Annotated in this window: 16 protein-coding genes; 5 read left to right on the top strand and 11 right to left on the bottom strand. The window is 64.9% G+C overall.

What is annotated here, in order from left to right; translation table 11 throughout:
• Nucleotides 1-30: 30 nt before the first annotated feature.
• The 3 genes from FJ426_RS02865 to FJ426_RS31685 are packed head-to-tail and all read right to left on the bottom strand — an operon-like array spanning nt 31 to nt 5,856.
• Nucleotides 31-3,387, bottom strand: coding sequence for an error-prone DNA polymerase (locus tag FJ426_RS02865; RefSeq protein WP_140559184.1), 3,357 nt, complete (start codon nt 3,385-3,387; stop codon nt 31-33).
• Nucleotides 3,384-4,859, bottom strand: coding sequence for a DUF6504 family protein (locus tag FJ426_RS02870; protein ID WP_140491985.1), 1,476 nt, complete (start codon nt 4,857-4,859; stop codon nt 3,384-3,386). The genes FJ426_RS02865 and FJ426_RS02870 overlap by 4 nt, the downstream gene beginning before the upstream one ends.
• Nucleotides 4,801-5,856: a hypothetical protein gene (locus tag FJ426_RS31685; RefSeq protein WP_140514081.1), complete on the bottom strand. Its 1,056-nt coding sequence runs from the start codon at nt 5,854-5,856 to the stop codon at nt 4,801-4,803. Before FJ426_RS31685 ends, FJ426_RS02870 begins: the two co-directional genes overlap by 59 nt.
• A gap of 250 nt (nt 5,857-6,106) precedes the next feature.
• On the opposite strand from FJ426_RS31685, the gene FJ426_RS02880 reads away from it, so the two are divergent.
• Entirely contained in the window at nt 6,107-6,529 is a 423-nt protein-coding gene (locus FJ426_RS02880) for a metallopeptidase family protein (protein WP_140491980.1), read from the top strand.
• A gap of 19 nt (nt 6,530-6,548) precedes the next feature.
• Here FJ426_RS02880 and FJ426_RS02885 read toward each other — a convergent pair whose 3' ends face one another.
• Nucleotides 6,549-7,178, bottom strand: a complete 630-nt coding sequence (locus tag FJ426_RS02885; RefSeq protein WP_140514082.1) for a TetR/AcrR family transcriptional regulator — start codon at nt 7,176-7,178, stop codon at nt 6,549-6,551.
• Nucleotides 7,179-7,348: 170 nt separating this feature from the next.
• Here FJ426_RS02885 and FJ426_RS02890 point away from each other — a divergent pair, with 170 nt between their 5' ends.
• On the top strand, nt 7,349-8,026 hold the full coding sequence (locus FJ426_RS02890; RefSeq protein WP_210239496.1) for a hypothetical protein: 678 nt from the start codon (nt 7,349-7,351) through the stop codon (nt 8,024-8,026).
• On the opposite strand, the gene FJ426_RS02895 is transcribed toward FJ426_RS02890, so the two are convergent.
• Together FJ426_RS02895 and FJ426_RS02900 are read right to left on the bottom strand one after the other, a co-directional pair.
• Nucleotides 8,013-8,219, bottom strand: coding sequence for a DUF1737 domain-containing protein (locus tag FJ426_RS02895; RefSeq protein WP_140559183.1), 207 nt, complete (start codon nt 8,217-8,219; stop codon nt 8,013-8,015). The two genes, FJ426_RS02890 and FJ426_RS02895, sit on opposite strands and share 14 nt — an antisense overlap.
• Before the next feature lie 55 nt (nt 8,220-8,274).
• Entirely contained in the window at nt 8,275-9,171 is an 897-nt protein-coding gene (locus FJ426_RS02900; RefSeq protein WP_181172706.1) for a CoA ester lyase, read from the bottom strand.
• A 212-nt stretch (nt 9,172-9,383) separates the two neighbouring features.
• On the opposite strand from FJ426_RS02900, the gene FJ426_RS02910 reads away from it, so the two are divergent.
• Entirely contained in the window at nt 9,384-10,550 is a 1,167-nt protein-coding gene (locus tag FJ426_RS02910) for an FAD-binding oxidoreductase (RefSeq protein ID WP_140824723.1), read from the top strand.
• 60 nt (nt 10,551-10,610) lie between these two features.
• Here the strand turns inward: FJ426_RS02910 and FJ426_RS02915 are convergent, their stop codons facing one another.
• The 4 genes from FJ426_RS02915 to FJ426_RS02930 all read right to left on the bottom strand — a co-directional run bounded on the left by FJ426_RS02915 (nt 10,611) and on the right by FJ426_RS02930 (nt 12,427).
• Nucleotides 10,611-11,114 (bottom strand): SRPBCC domain-containing protein, encoded by a 504-nt coding sequence (locus FJ426_RS02915; protein WP_140559179.1) that lies wholly within the window; start codon nt 11,112-11,114, stop codon nt 10,611-10,613.
• A gap of 42 nt (nt 11,115-11,156) precedes the next feature.
• Nucleotides 11,157-11,603 carry an SRPBCC family protein gene (locus tag FJ426_RS02920; protein ID WP_140491965.1) on the bottom strand — a complete coding sequence of 149 codons (447 nt, stop codon included), beginning with the start codon at nt 11,601-11,603 and terminating at the stop codon, nt 11,157-11,159.
• On the bottom strand, nt 11,603-11,914 hold the full coding sequence (locus tag FJ426_RS02925; protein ID WP_140514430.1) for a metalloregulator ArsR/SmtB family transcription factor: 312 nt from the start codon (nt 11,912-11,914) through the stop codon (nt 11,603-11,605). Before FJ426_RS02925 ends, FJ426_RS02920 begins: the two co-directional genes overlap by 1 nt.
• 93 nt (nt 11,915-12,007) lie before the next feature.
• A complete protein-coding gene (locus FJ426_RS02930; RefSeq protein ID WP_140491962.1) occupies nt 12,008-12,427 on the bottom strand; it encodes a GNAT family N-acetyltransferase in 420 nt (139 codons plus the stop codon).
• Between the two features lie 154 nt (nt 12,428-12,581).
• On the opposite strand from FJ426_RS02930, the gene leuD reads away from it, so the two are divergent.
• Complete coding sequence (gene leuD / locus FJ426_RS02935) at nt 12,582-13,187, top strand: 3-isopropylmalate dehydratase small subunit (RefSeq protein WP_140559178.1); 606 nt, start codon at nt 12,582-12,584, stop codon at nt 13,185-13,187.
• 69 nt (nt 13,188-13,256) lie between these two features.
• On the top strand, nt 13,257-14,168 hold the full coding sequence (locus tag FJ426_RS02940) for a hypothetical protein (RefSeq protein ID WP_140559177.1): 912 nt from the start codon (nt 13,257-13,259) through the stop codon (nt 14,166-14,168).
• 112 nt (nt 14,169-14,280) lie between these two features.
• Here FJ426_RS02940 and lpdA read toward each other — a convergent pair whose 3' ends face one another.
• Complete coding sequence (gene lpdA / locus FJ426_RS02945; protein WP_140559176.1) at nt 14,281-15,678, bottom strand: dihydrolipoyl dehydrogenase; 1,398 nt, start codon at nt 15,676-15,678, stop codon at nt 14,281-14,283.
• Between the last annotated feature and the right edge of the window lie 120 nt (nt 15,679-15,798).

The raw sequence follows: 15,798 nt of genomic DNA on the forward strand, positions 1-15,798 counted from the left end.
CGCCGGTGGATGACGAAGGCATTGATGTGTCTACTGAAAATTGCGGCCCCTGGGCATGACGCTTTCCGCTTCTTCCGACAGTGTTGCCAAATCCTGCCCGGCCGGTGGGTTCCGCATCGCGGGCCGGCCGGGACGATCCGGATCCTCCCTCGAGGCATGCCCCTGAGAACCGGCCCCCGGCAAACTGGCCTGGTCGACCTTCTCCAGCAACACCGTCAGCCAGGGCGTCAAATCCTCGATCTTCTCGGCGACGATGTGGACGACATCCGATTCCGACTGCAATTTGCCGGTGACCTTGACGAAGCGCGCGCCCATGACGATGGGACGGAAGCGGTCGAAGGTCCGCTGCCAGAAAATGACGTTGGCAACGGCCTCGTCATCCTCCAGCGTCAGGAAGACCGCATTGCCCTTGCCGGGGCGCTGCCGCACCAGAACGAGCCCGGCGACCGAGACGCGCCGTCCGTCCCGCACCGAGCACAGCCTGGCATTGGGCGTCACGCCGGCCCGGTCGAGCCGTTCGCGCAGGAAGGCGACCGGGTGCGCCTTCAAGGACAGGCCGAGCGAGCGGTAATCGTGGATGACATGCTCGCCGAGCGGCATTTTCGGCAGCTTCGTCTCCGGCTCCAGCTCGCGTAGCCGCAGCGCCGGCTGGTCGAAAAGCGGCAGCTTTTCGGCGGCACTCTTGCCGTCGAGGGCGCGCACCGCCCAAAGTGCGGCGCGGCGGTCCAGGCCGAGCGAGCGGAAGGCATCGGCCTGCGCCAGTCTTTCGATCTCGGCGACATCGAGGCCGGAGCGCAGCCAGACATCCCGGACGGATATGTAGCCTGAACCGCGTCGCTCGACGAAGGCGTCCATGCGCTCCTTGGAAAGTCCCTTGATCTGCCTGAAGCCGAGCCGCACTGCGTGCTGCGTCGCGATGACGCCGCGCATGTCGGCATGGCGCGGCAGGATGTGGGCCGGGTCGAAAGTCGCCTGTTCCAGCGTGCAGTCCCAGACGGAGAAATTGACGTCGACCTCGCGGATGTCGACGCCATGATCGCGTGCATCACGAACAAGCTGGGCCGGCTGGTAAAACCCCATGGGCTGTGAATTCAGGATCGCGGCGCAGAACACGTCGGGATAGAAGGTCTTGAACCAGCAGGAGGCATAGACCAGCAGCGCGAAGGAGGCGGCATGGCTTTCGGGAAAGCCGTATTCGCCAAAACCCTCGATCTGCTTGAAACAGCGTTCGGCGAAATCCCGGGTGTAGCCCTTGCCGACCATGCCGTCGATCATGCGCCGGCGGTAATTGCCGATCGTGCCGGTGCGCTTGAAGGTGGCCATGGCGCGGCGCAACTCGTCGGCCTCGCCAGGCTTGAAGCCACCGGCCACGATGGCGATGTTCATCGCCTGTTCCTGGAACAGAGGAACGCCCAGCGTCTTGTGGAGGATCGCCTCCAGCTCCGGTTTCTGATACTCGGGCTGCTCCTTGCCTTGCCGGCGGCGCAGATAGGGGTGGACCATGTCGCCCTGGATCGGGCCGGGCCGCACGATCGCCACCTCGATGACAAGGTCATAGAATTCTTTTGGCTTGAGACGCGGCAGCATCGACATCTGCGCGCGCGATTCGATCTGGAAGACGCCGATCGTGTCGGCGCGACCGATCATCTTATAGACCGGCTTCGCCTCTTCCGGCAGGGTGGCAAGGACATAGGGCTGCCCGTAAGGGTCTCGCGCCTGCGGATAATGGTCCGTCAGCAGAGTGAAGGCGCGTTTGAGACAAGTCAGCATGCCGAGCGCCAGCACGTCGACCTTGAGGATCTTGACCGCGTCGAGATCGTCCTTGTCCCATTCGACCATCTTGCGTTCCTCCATCGCCGTCTTGACGATGGGCACGATCTCGTCGAGCCGGTCCCTGGTGATGACGAAGCCGCCGACATGCTGGGAGAGGTGACGGGGAAAGCCCATGATCTCGTTGGCACGCTCCATCACGTGCCGCGATATGGGGTCGGCGCGATCGAGGCCGCCGGCCCGGGCTTCCTTCTCGCCGAGCTCCGAGGTCGACCAGCCCCAGATCGAGCCGGAGAGCGATGCCCTGACATCCTCGGACAGGCCCATCGCCTTCGACACTTCGCGCAGCGCCGAGCGGCCGCGATAGCTGATGACGGCGGCGGCCAGCGCGGTGCGCTTGGAACTGTATTTCTCGTAGATATATTGGATGACCGTCTCGCGCTTCTCATGCTCGAAATCGACGTCGATGTCGGGCGGTTCGTTCCTCTCCTCGGAAATGAAGCGTTCGAACAGCGTGTCGATTCGCTCCGGCCCGACCTCGGTGATGCCGAGGCAGAAGCAGACGACCGAATTGGCGGCCGAACCGCGCCCCTGGCAGAGAATATCCTGGCTGCGGGCGAATTTGACGATGTCGTGGACGGTCAGGAAATAACGGGCATAGTTCAGGCGCTCAATAAGGGCGAGCTCTTCCTCGATGCGCCTCGTCACCGATTGCGGCACGCCCGAGGGATAGCGCCTGGCCGCCCCCTCCCGCGCCAACCTTTCCAGCTCCGCCTGCGGGCCGAGCCCTGATTGCGTCGGCTCGTCGGGGTAATTGTACTGAAGGTCGCTGAGCGAGAAAGTCAGCTCCTGCGCGAAGCGCAGCGTTTCGGCCAGTGCCTCCGGGTGCCTGCGGAACAGGCGCGCCATCTCCAGCGGCGGTTTCAGATGGCGCTCGGCATTCGCCGTGAGTTCCAGCCCGACCTCCGAAACGGGAATGTTGAGACGGATCGCGGTCAGCACGTCCTGCAGCGGGCGGCGTTCGGCCGTGTGGTAGAGGACGTCGTTGGTCGCCATCAAGGGCAGGCCGGCCAGCTCCGCCATCGCCGCCGCCTGCTCGATCCTGAAGCGGTCGTTTCCCGCGTAGTCGGGCGAGACACCGAGCCGCAGGGCCCCGCCGAAACGGTCCTTGAGCTGGCGAAGCAGGGCAAGGCTGTCTTGCGCGCCTGTCGCCAGAGCGGGCAGGACCGCCAGCGACATCAGTTCGCCCCATTCGAGAAGGTCGTCGCGCCGCAGAAGGGTCGCGCCCTTTTCGTTCTCCTCGCGCAGATTGGCTTGCGTGAGCATGCGGCACAGATGTCCCCAGCCCTTGCGGTTCCGCGGATAGGCGAGAATATCAGGCGTGCCGTCGCAAAAAACCAGCCGGCTGCCGGGGTGGTAGGCAAGCGTCTCGACCTTGGCCTGCTGCCAGGCGCGCACCACGCCCGCCACCGTGTTGCGGTCGGCGAGCCCGATCGCGGAGAACCCCATGAGCTTGGCCGCGACCACCAGCTCCTCCGGCTTGGAGGCGCCGCGCAGGAACGAGAAATTCGACTGGATGCCGAATTCCGCATAGGGAATGGCGGTCAGCGCGTTCATGCGAAGACCCCGTGCAGGAACCAGCGCGGCGGGATTTCAGAGCCGCCATAGAGACCTTGCCGGTAGAGCCAGTAGCGGCGGCCGTCGGCATCCTCGATGCGGAAATAGTCGCGTGTCGACGCCGCTTCGTCGCTCGAAAATTCACGCCACCATTCCGGCGCGATGCGTTCAGGGCCTTCGGCGCGGGCGACCCTGTAGAGCGCACGCCGCCAGCGGAAATTCAGCGGCGGTCCCTCGGGCATTTCGGTGGCCGGCACCTCAATCGGCTCGGGCGAGCGGAAAAGCCGGATCGGCCGCTCCGGCGGGAAGATGGTCATCGGCGCCTGCATCCTGTCCGGTTTCTTCGGCGGCGTGATGCGGCGCGGGGTTTCCGTGAAGGGGATGGTGGCGACGGCACGCTCGGGCAGATGGCTTTCCACGACGACCGGCTTGAGAACCGCGCCCTCGCCGAGCCGGGCGCGGATGCGGTCGGCGAACAGCGCGATATCGGCGCCGTCGTCGGTCGTTTTGCCTGTCAGGTCGGCCTGCGGCATGTCGAAGGCCGCCGCCGCCAGCACCGAAAGCCGCACCAGGTCGAAGCCATAGCCGGCATCGATATGCTGCTCGAGGGCGGCCAGCCGCTCATGGAACAATTTCTGGATCAGCCGGGGTTCGCGCATCGGTCGCGACGTGCCGAGCGCGATGCGGCTGACGGCGCCGTCGACGCGGAACAAGAGCAGCGCCAGGCTTCTCGCGCCTTCGCCGCGCCGCTCGAGGTCGATCTTCAGGGTCGTCGCCAGCATGCCCACCAGCCGTTCTATGTCCTCTGTCAGCGTGACGGGCTCGGCCAAATGGCGTTCGACCGAAAGCGGCGCGACGGGCAGGCGCGGCGACACCGCCTCGTCGAGACGGCCGAGCGCCTGGTCGAGGCGCAAGAGCAGGGAGGCACCGAAGCGGCGGGCGAGCGGCGCGCGCGGCGCGGCCATCACCGCGCCCGCCGTGCGCAGGCCAACACTTTCCAGGCTGGCGCGGGTTTCCGGCGCGATGCGTAGCGCCGCCAGCGGCAAGGGCGCCAGGAGCGCTTCCTCCTCGCCGCCGGCAACGATGCGGTCGCCGCAGAACCGCGCCGCCGCCCAGGCGGCGCCGGGTGTCGCGGCAAGGCCGGCACGGACGTCGAAGCCCTGATGGAAGAAGCGCGACAGGATCTCGTCCAGCATGGCGCGTTCGCCGCCGAAAAGATGGGTGCAGCCGGTGACGTCGAGGAACAGGCCGTCGGTCCCGTCGAGCGCCACCAGCGGGGTATAGCGGTCGCACCAGTCCGCAAGGCCTTCGAGCAGGCGCCGGTCGGCTTCGGCATCGGCCTCCATTATGTCGATCGACGGATGCATGGCGCGCGCATCGGCGATGCCCATGCCGGGCTTCAGATGCAGCGCCTCAGCCCGCTCGTCGAGGGCTAAGATGCGCTGCGCGTTGCTGTCGCGATGGCTGATCACCAGCGGCCGGTGATCCGATGGCCGGGAACGCCAGGACCGCCCCAGGCGCTGCCGCAGGATCCGTTCGGCCGCGAGATAGGGAAACCACAGGGACAGGATTCTTTGCTCGTTCTTCCCCAATCCGTCTTTCATCGAATATGCGTTCATCGGGGTTCCACTCCAATATGAATTGTCCTGGCAGGGCCGTGCGGCTCTTGCCGATGCTGATGGTGAAGGCGGGGCGGCCGATCGAGCCGGCAAGCGGCCCGGCGACCGTGTCGCGCGGCCCTGCCGGCGCCGGCGAGACGATGAGGCGGACGGGCGCCGCCGTCGGTTCGGGTTCGGCCGCCTGCCGCAGCAGGAAGACCGGCCGGCCGGCGCTCTGCGCGCGGGCGTGCAGCCGGCGCGTCGCGGTCAGGTCCAGCCGCTGCGGATTGCCGCGGACTTCAAGGATGACGGCGGCGAGCGCCGTCATGCGGGCCGCCTCCTCGGCGACCCACAGCGCATCGGCGAGCCTTGGCGCCTCGGAAAACAGCAATTGCTCCGGCTCGATGCCGAAGGCGGCGTGAAGGCCCCGGGCATAGGGAAAGCCCGCCTCGCGAAAAACCTCCTGGGTGCCGATCCACAGCACCGGCAATCGCGGCCCTTGCTTGAGGATCAGGCTGGGCTTGAGGATCAGGCTGGCGAGCGACAGGGCGAAGCCGGCGACCGCTCCGGCATCGCGGGTCTCGACGCCATGGATTTCGCTCAAGGCCGCTTTCGGCAGGCCGCCGCCCAAATCGCCGCCCCAATCGCCACCGAGGGCGGCATCGAGCCGGCCGATGCCGGTGCGCAGGAAAGCATCCGGCCTGGCTACGGCGATGCCGCGCCGGACCACGGTGCGGTCCGCGGCGGCCATGCCGGCGTCGGAAACCGCGCCGGCCGGCGCCTGCAGGCGCTCGGGCAGCGTTCCCTCGATCTTCGCGATCTGGCGGCGCAGGGCAAAAACAGTCTCCCGCGCCACGGCGCTCATCGCCATGACGGTCAGTGTCCACTCACAATTGTTCCTGTTATGTTCTTATAGATTCCAGAGGCGACCCGAAGAGTCAAGCAGACTCATGGGGGAATTTATTCCTCTCCGATAAGAGGGCCAACATGGGTCGGACAGCCGACCGCCCCTCAAGCCATGCGAAACGGCTCCCGGTGCCGTAAGCAATCCTGGGGTTGGCCGCCGCGTCATTTGCCGATTGTGGCCCAAAAGCCTATATGCCGGGATCAAAGGACAAAGCATGGCCCGCATCTACAAGACCCGCATTTGGCACGACCAGCTTTCGCCGTCGATGGACGAGATCGAGTTCCTGGCGCTGGAGGCCTACGCCCATCTGCCCGAGGATTTTCGCAAGCTGACCGGCGAGATCGTCATCCAGATCGCCGAATTCCCGACCGACGAGATCATGGACGACCTGTCACTGGAAACCCCCTTCGACCTGCTCGGCCTGTTCGAGGGACGCGGCATCGCCGAGCGCTGGAACCCGCAGACCGGCGAAGGCCCGAACCGCATCACGCTCTACCGCCGCGCCATCCTCGATTACTGGGCCGAGAACGAGGAGACTTTGGGCGACATCGTCACCCATGTGCTGATCCACGAGATCGGCCACCATTTCGGCCTCTCGGACGACGATATGGAGAAGATCGAAGAGGCAGCCGAGTGACCGGTTCCACGTCAGGCCGTCATTTCACAATGAGTGTGACGAAATGTTTTAATACGTTCTGCACAGTCTGCTCCCCGGTATGTCCTGCCACTGCCCATTGCGCAAAATGTCCATCAATGTACATGCGTGCGAGCCCGTAGACGAGCGCCCTCGCGGCTATCTGGGTCTCTGCCATGTCGTCCGACCGGAGCATGTTTCGTCGCTGTGCTTCTGCCATTGACGCTTCCATCAGCGAACGCACCGCTTCGTTATCGTGACGCAGCGACTCTGAAGCATCCCAATCAATAAGATTGCGTGTCGAGATGATCTGGAAGTGGGTGGGGTTTCGAATTGCCCAGCGCAAATAGGCGATTCCAACAGCGGCAAAGCGTTCGATCGGATCGTCCGTCGCAACCTTCTCGACCGCATTCGTGATCTCCGAGCGGAATCGGCTCATTGCCTGCTCCGCGACAGCCGTCATCAACGCGGTCTTGTTGCTGAAGTGACGGAATGGCGCGCCAGGGGAAACGCCGGCACGTTTTGCGGCTTCGCGCACGCTCACATTGTCGGGGCCGCCTTCCTCGACCAGTTGAACCGCGGCATCGATCAGGACCTCCCGCAAATTGCCATGGTGGTAACCAGTGCGATGAGGCGCCTTGGCTTTTGCCATCTCTTTCCCTTCGTTCCGTGGAGCAGCTCCCCGCCTCTGTAGCATGATTCCGCGATTTATGTAATCGCCGTTTACAATTCCGGCCAGAGGATGTAAGCAGTGATTACTGATGGGATCGGAACAGGCCTACGGTCTTCGCGGCTCCCGAACTCCCAGCTGAGGAGACGAACATGCTCGCCAGAACAGCCCCACCCCGCTCGCAATCGGTCATTTCGCATCAGAGTCCAGCCGAAGAATTTCAGCAGGAGAATTTCGCGATTGTTCAGTCGAGCGCGACTGTGCCCAGCCTCACGCTTTATCGGCTTGCCGCCGTTGCCGGGATGGGAAGCGCGCTTATTCTTCTGGTCAACGCGGCTAAACGCAGCTCGCTCATCGCGACCACCGATCTGACGCAACTTCTCGCACCAGTCGCCGAGATATTGGCGCTTGGCCTCGTCGTGGGCCTGTTTCTTGCGTTTGGCCGGCGCGCGGGGCTGTTCGGCACTATCGCGTTTGTCATCAACTTCGTTGCGTTGGCAAGTTTGGTAGGCGTGGAAGCAGTGATCAATCTGGTATTTTCGAAGCTTCCGCTCACAACCATCGTCGAGCTGCGAGCCGGACCGCTCGGTCTGGCTCTGGTCGCCAGTTCGGTTCTTTTTCTGGTTGGAACGCTCGCGTTTGTAATCTCTCTCGCCGTTGCAAGAGGCGTGCCGCGCATTCCTCTCGCTCTCTATCTCATTGGCGCGGTGCCGATCGCGCTTCGTGCGTTCGTTCCGGAGCTGGCTCTTGACCTGGGCTTGGCGATGCTTGCGGCATCGATCGCCTGGCTGGCGGCGTGGCTGTGGATGCGAGGGGCTACCACTCGCTGAGCTTGGTGTCCGGCCCGTATTCCTGGCCGTCGACATCCTTCACCACGGCCTGGCCGCAGCGCATGGTCTTGGTCTTCTTGTCGTAGGCGTAGGTGGGGGAGCCGAACAGGTGCCAGCCCTTGTTCAGCGCCGCCGTCACCTTGTGACAGAAGCTGGCGTCGTCCGGAGCGGTGAGAAAGCGGTAGAGTTTCATCATTCAATTCCTGTCGTCAGTCCATCGCCCGCGATCGGCAATCCAACACGGCACATCATGCGCCGACGGCCGCCGCCTTCGCCAGAAGTTTTTCGGCCTGCGCAAGGTGCAGCCGTTCGACCATCCTTCCCTCCAGCGCAATCACGTTCTTGCCGGCATTTTCCGGAAGCGCAAAGGCCTGCTTCACCGCGCGGGCCTTGGCCACCGCCTCCGCCGATGGCGCAAAGGCACGGTTCGCCGCCTCGATCTGGGCGGGATGGATGAGCGTCTTGCCGTCGAAGCCCATGGCGGCCGCTTCCGTGCACTCGCGGCTGAAAGCATCGAGCGCGCGAAAATCGTTGAAGACGCCGTCGACGATATCGAGGTCGCCGGCACGCGCCGCCAGCACCATCTGCATCAGCCACGGCAGGAGATAACGCCGGTCCGACGTCGCCATAATGCCGGTGTCCTTGATCAGGTCATTCGTTCCGGCAACGAAACAATCAAGCCGCGAGGCAGGATCGCGGCCAAGTTCGGCGATGGCGCCGACATTGAGCACGGCCTTCGGCGTCTCGATCATCGCCCATAGTTTCACGCTGTCGGGGGCGGAATTGTCGTCGAGCACGTCACCCGCCTCGAGCACGTCGCGGGGCGTGTCGACCTTGGCCAGCAGGATGCCGTCCGGCTCCGCCTTGGCCGCCGCCAGCAGGTCGGCGCCGCCCCATTCGCTCGAGAGCGCATTGATGCGCACCACCATCTCGCAGCGCCGGCCACTATGGTTGGTATCAGGACGATTGCTGAAGATGCCGGCCAGTTTTTCGCGCGCCGCGACCTTCTCGGCCGGGGCGACGGCATCCTCCAGGTCGATGATGACGGTATCGCAGGCAAGCTGCGCCATCTTGGCCAGCGCCTTGTCGTTCGAGGCCGGGACATAGAGCACCGAGCGGCGCGGGCGGTAGGGATCGGTCGTCATGCCAGATCTATGCCGCCTGCCGCGGGTTGAGGCAAGGGAACAGGCGGCATCGCGCGGTGCTCTACCGGGGGGACCGCATGGGCTCGGCATCGTGCTGGCCCTCCTGAAAGCGCAGGATGGCACGATCAGGCCGGTTGACTCCGAGCGCGGCACGCGCTTCGAGATTGTCTTGCCGGTTGCGTAAGGACGCCGGCAGCGGATCGGAGAAAAAAGTGCGCTACGACATCGTCATCATCGGCGGAGCCATCGTCGGCTCCTCGATCGCCTATTATCTGCGCGAGGAGGGCTTTTCCGGCAGGATCGCGCTGATCGAGCGCGACCCGCAATTTTCCCATGCGGCGACGACGCTATCCATGGCCTCGATCCGCCAGCAATTCTCGATTCCGGAAAACATCCGCCTGTCGCAATTCACGCTGAAACTGTTCCGCCGGCTGAAGAAAGAATTCGGCGCCGACGCCGACATCGGTTTTCGCGAGGGCGGCTATCTCATTCTCGCCGGCGAGGCCGGGCTGCCGATCCTCAGGGCCAACCACGAGGCACAGCTTGCCGAAGGCGCCGACATTTTGCTGGAGGACGCCGAACAGCTCGTGCGCCGTTTCCCTTGGCTGTCGGCCGAGGGCATCACCGCCGGCGCCTATGGCCGCAGCGGCGAGGGCTGGTTCGACGCGCATGCGATGCTGATGCTGTTCCGCAAGGCGTTGCGTGAGAAGAAGATCGACTTCATCAATGCTTCGGTCACCGGCATCGAGCGGCAGGGCGACCGCGTTACCGGCGTCAGCCTCGACAATGGCGAACGGCTCGAGACCGGCATCCTCGTCAATGCCGCAGGGCCGAATGCGGGCAAGGTCGCCGCACTCGCCGGGCTGGCGCTGCCGGTCGAGCCGCGCAAGCGCAACGTCTTCGTCTTCGAGGCGCGCGAGAAATATGCCGACATGCCGCTGCTGGTCGACCCGTCCGGCATCTATGTCAGGCCGGAAGGCTCGGTCTATCTCACCGGCGGCGCCGAGCCGGAGGAGGGCGACGGCCCGGCCGATCCCGCCGATTTCGACGTCGACTGGCCGCTGTTCGAAGAGGTGATCTGGCCGGTGCTGGCGACCCGCATCCCGGCCTTCGAGGCGATCAAGCCGACGCGCGCCTGGGCCGGTCACTACGACTACAACACGCTCGACCAGAACGCGGTGATCGGCCCACATCCCGAAGTCGGCAATTTCCTCTTCGCCAACGGCTTTTCCGGCCACGGCCTGCAGCAGGCGCCCGCCGTCGGCAAGGCGCTGGCCGAGCTGATCGTGCATGGCGGCTACCGCACGGTCGATTGCTCCCCCTTTGGCTACGAACGCGTTGCCGAAGGGCGGGCGTTCCGGGAATTGAATGTGATTTGAGGCGAGTTGAGGGTTCTCTGTGACGCTGACATCAAAAGGCTCTGCACCGCCACCAGTCGGCTAAGCCGCCACTCGGCTTCCCGCACCCAAATACGCCTGTAGCCAGCCCAGCACGCGTCCCCAGCCCTCGGCATGTTCGGCCGCCGCTTCGGCCAGCCCGGCAAAGCCGCCATGGCAGATGGTGAGGCGCGTGCCCGCGGCGGTTGGTTCCAGCAGCCAGGCGACCGTCGTTTGCCGGCGGCCAAGCGTCGGATGGTCCCAGGCATATGCCCTTGTCTGCACGATCCGGCGCGGCACCTCGATATCGAGGAATTCCCCGTTGGCCGGCAATTCCCTGCCGTCGGCTCCACGGACCGTGACGGCCCATCGGCCGCCGGCGCGAGGGTCTGCCGACCATTTCACCATCCGGTAGGTGTCGGCGGACCCCCACCATTGTTCGACCTCGTCCGTGATCAGCGCGCGGAAGACGCGCTCTGCCGGCGCGTCGATCTCGGCCTGGGCCATAACGGTCTCGCCATTGGTCATGCTCTGCACGGCTGAAGTTGGCACTGGCATATGCAACATCGATGCCTCCGAATGATTGTTTCGGCTGAGAAGCAATGATTTTCAGCCTTTTGACGCCGGCCGAGACAGGCCCTGCCCGGTTTCGAGCAGGCTTTTCAGGCTCGACAGGACGAGCGGCCAGCCCTTGCCGACATGCTCCAGCAGCTTGTGCGGGCCGTCGGCCGCATGGGTGACGGCAAGCTTCATCATGTCGCCCTCCTGCTCGATGACGAAGGTGCAGGTGGTGTAGCCGTCGGCCTTGACGTCCGGCATGAACTCATTGCGCCATTTGATCACCAGGCGCCTTGGCGGATCGATCTCGAGGATTTCGCCGCTGTCGGTCACCCGGCCGTCGGCATAGACCATCTTCCACGCGGAGCCCTTTCTCCAGTCGCTCTGCATGCGGGCGCCGAGAAAATATTGCTGGTGGAATTCCGGTTCGGTCAGCGCCTGCCAAAGCTTGTCGGGCGTGGTGCGGATGTAGGTCACATAAACGAAGGCGTTGCTCATCAGTCTTCCCTTTCGAGGCGTCTCTTCAGATCGCCGAGGGCGGAGAGCCGCCCCCGCTCGAATTTGCCGATCCAGCGCTCGGCGATCTCGTTGATCGGAACCGGGTTGAGGTAGTGCTCCTTCTCGCGCCCCTTGCGGATTGTGGTGACAAGGTTCGCCTCCTCGAGGATCGCCAGGTGCTTGGTCACCGCCTGGCGGGTCATATCCATCTCAGCGCACAGCCCGTTCAGCGTCTGCCCGTTCCTGTCATGAAGGCTGTCCAGCAATTGCCGGCGGGTCGGGTCGGCCAAAGCGCGAAAGACGGCGTCCATGCTCATGGCTCTAATATGCAACCAAATGGTTGCATGTCAAGCACAACATGTCATGCCAACGGCTGCTGGATCCGGCCACAGGGAGAAAAAATGTCAGCGCGTGCGGGAGAACCAGAAGGCGTCGGCCATGCGCATCATGCCGATGCGTTCGTAGAAGCCGGCGGCGTCGGGCACGGAAACCAGGCTGATGGCGACGGACGGGCCGAGCTGCCGCCGCGCCTCGTCCATCAGTCCCTTGCCGATGCCGAGCCCCTGCGCCGATCCGGAAACGGCGAGATCGGAGATGTAGCAGACCCAGGAAAAGTCCGTCACGGCCCTGATGACGCCGACCAGCGGCTTGCCTTCGGTATCCAGCCGCGCGGTCAGCACCAGATTGGCGCCCGACAGCATCGCCCGCAGCCTGTCGGCATCGTCGACGGGACGGATCTCGCCAAGGCCGGAGTCCACCAGCACGCGGCGGAATTCGGCGACGTCGAGCGCGGGTTCGCGTGCATAGAGGATTTTTTCAGCCATCACAGCCAGACTGCACCATCGGGCCGCGAATTCGAAGCCGTTTGTGCGGCACCCCGTGCCGACGCGCGCGAACACCTGCCTTTTATTTGTCGCCGGCTTTGTGTAAACCGGGCGCCAGCAATCCCCCGCAATGCCAGGAAGACGGGCAAAGACCATGGAAAAATTCACCAAGCTCACCGGCGTCGCCGCGCCCATGCCGATCGTCAACGTCGACACCGACATGATCATCCCCAAGGACTATCTCAAGACGATCAAGCGCACCGGGCTCGGCAGCGGCCTGTTCGCCGAGATGCGCTACAAGGACGACGGTTCGGAGAATCCGGATTTCGTGCTCAACAAGCCGGCCTACCGCAAGGCGCAGATCCTCGTCGCCGGCGACAATTTCGGCTGCGGCTCCTCGCGCGAGCACGCGCCGTGGGCGCTGCTCGATTTCGGCATACGCTGCGTCATCTCGACCTCCTTCGCCGACATCTTCTACAACAACTGCTTCAAGAACGGCGTGCTGCCCATCACCGTCAGCTCCGAGGATCTCGACAAGCTGATGGACGATGCTTCGCGCGGCTCCAACGCCACTCTGTCGATCGACCTCGAGGCCAAGGAGATTCGCGGGCCCGACGGCGGCGTGGTCAAGTTCGACCTCGACGACTTCAAGCGTCATTGCCTGCTGAACGGCCTCGACGACATCGGCCTGACCATGGAGAAGGCCGGTGCCATCGCTTCGTTCGAGAAGAAGAACGCCGAGCTACGCCCCTGGGCCTGAACGGCGCGGCTGACGACATCGGCCCGGCCGTCGCTGGCCGGGCTTGCGGCGGCTGAAGGAGGAACTGTCATGACACGCCCGCTTCTTGCCAGCGCCTGCGCCCTGGCCATGACCGTGGCGACGATGGCCGGCGCGCATGCGCAGGCCGAGACGCCACCGGCGGCAAGCGAGACGCCGGCCACGGATCAGGGAGCCGCCGACGTTTCCGACGACGACAAACAGGCGCCGGTGCCGTTCGAGGGCGGCCAGTTCACCATCACCCAGCAGGAACAGTATGGCGAGAAGGTGCTTGCCTATGACGGCAAGCATCTGGCCAGCAATTACGACGTCTTCTTCGACAAGATCGTCGAGGTCGGCGGCGTCAAGGTGGCGCTGTTCGACGTCGGCGACGGAGGCAATCAGTGCGGGCCGGCGACGGTGATCGTCTGGAAACCGGAAGGCGCGGAGATCCAGAGCACCACCGTCGAGCAGGACGAGTGCGGCGCCCCGCCCACGGCCGTCTCCGACAGCGCCATCTATTTCGTGCCTTATCTCCTGCCCGGCGATTCGAAGCCGGCATTGCAATGGTCGCCGACATCGGGGCTGACGATCGCGGGCAATCTGACCTACATGCCCGAACCCGGCACCGACTGGAAGGACATCGATCCGTCGAAATACGACAACATCATCGACGCCTTCCACAATGAGGCCGTCTACAAGGCGGCCGAGGCGCTGCTCGGCAAGGACATGCCCGACATGGCGACCAGCCTGCTGGTCGGCGGCGGCACCGAGAAGACCGCGTCCGGCGCCTTCTACGCCAGCGGCTGCGTGCCGCACGATTGCGGCGGCAATGACGGCTTCATGGCGGTCGACCCGGCCCAGCACAAGCTCTATTTCGCCCGTCGCGGCGACAATGGCGAGCCGGACGCCAAGCCCCCGGTGAAGACCTGGCCGGCCGACGTGAAGGCCGCGCTCGACAAGGCGATGAGCGCGGCGAATTAACTCCGAATTGCGCATCGTAGGCGGGATGTGCGGGGCGCCTAAGCTGCCAATCTCCCCCCTTGAGGGGGAGATGTCCGGCAGGACAGAGGGGGGTGCTTTCCGCCGTCCCGAATTAGATATGCAGCGCGTGTCCCAGCGCCTTCAGGGCCGCTTCCTGGAAGCCTTCGCCCTGTGTCGGATGGGCATGGATGGCGCCGGCGATGTCCTCCAGCCGCGCGCCCATTTCGAGCGCCAGGCCGAAGGCCGTCGACAGTTCCGACACGCTTTGCCCGACCGCCTGGATGCCCAGCACAAGATGATTGTCCGCGCGGGCGACGACGCGGACAAAGCCATCCTCGCCAATCCTGGTCATCGCGCGGCCATTGGCGGCGAAGGGAAACATCCCGACCTTGATTTCGCCGCCGAGCGCCTTGGCCTCTTCGGGCGACAGGCCGACGGTGACCAGCTCCGGATCGGTGAAGCAGACAGCGGGGATAGCCCGCTTGTCCCAGCCGCGCTTATGGCCGGCGACGATTTCGGCGACCATCTCGCCTTGCGCCATCGCGCGGTGTGCCAGCATCGGCTCGCCCGTCACGTCGCCAATGGCGAAGATGCCGCGCATGGAGGTGCGGCACTGCTCGTCGATGCGGATGAATCGCCCCGCCATGTCGAGGTCGATCTGGTCGAGCCCCCACCCTTCCGTCACCGGCTTGCGGCCGACCGTGACCAGGATCTTGTCGGCGGCGATCCTCGCATCCTTGCCGTCCGGGGTCTCGACCAGCAGCGCATCGCCTTTCGTCGACAGGCCCTTGGCCTTGGCGCCTGGCATCATTTCGATGCCGAGCGCCGCCAGCCGCTTGACCACCGGCCGCGTCAGTTCGGCGTCATACTGCGCCAGCACGCGCGGCAAGGCCTCGACCACGGTCACCGCCGCGCCCATCTTGGCGAAGGCTGTGCCGAGCTCCAGGCCGATATAGCCGCCGCCGACCACCGCCAGCCGCTGCGGCACCTCCTTCAGCGCCAGCGCTTCCGTCGACGAGATCACCGGCCCGCCGAACGGCAGGAACGGCAACTCGACCGGCGCCGAGCCGGTGGCGATCACCACCGCTTCGGCGCGGATCACCTGGCTTCCCGTCTCGGTCTCGACCGCGACGGTCTTGCCGTCTCGAAACGTCGCCCAGCCCTGCACGGTCTTCACCCCGGCCTTCTTGAGCAGGCCGGCGACACCGCTGTTAAGCCGACTAACGATGCCGTCCTTCCAGGCGACCGTCTTGCCCAGATCCAGCGCCGGAGCGGCCACCGAAATGCCGAGCGGGCTGTTGCCGCCCGCCATCTGCGCGACCTTCTCGAACTCCTCCGCTGCATGGATCAGCGCCTTGGAGGGAATGCAGCCGACATTGAGACAGGTGCCGCCCGGCTTGCCGGCCTCGACGATGACGGTATCGACGCCGAGCTGCCCGGCACGAATAGCGCAGACATAGCCGCCCGGCCCGGCGCCGATGACCAGCAGCTTGCAGGAGATTTCTTTCATGACGTGACCCTTCGATCCGAGGAAACGCTCCGTCGAGATTCTTCGCGCCCCCCTCTGTCCTGCCGGACATCTCCCCCACGAGGGGGGAGATTGGAGGCTTCGGCGCCTCGCTCAATCCCG

Origin of the sequence: Mesorhizobium sp. B2-6-4, assembly GCF_006441495.1 — a bacterium.
Taxonomy (GTDB): domain Bacteria; phylum Pseudomonadota; class Alphaproteobacteria; order Rhizobiales; family Rhizobiaceae; genus Mesorhizobium.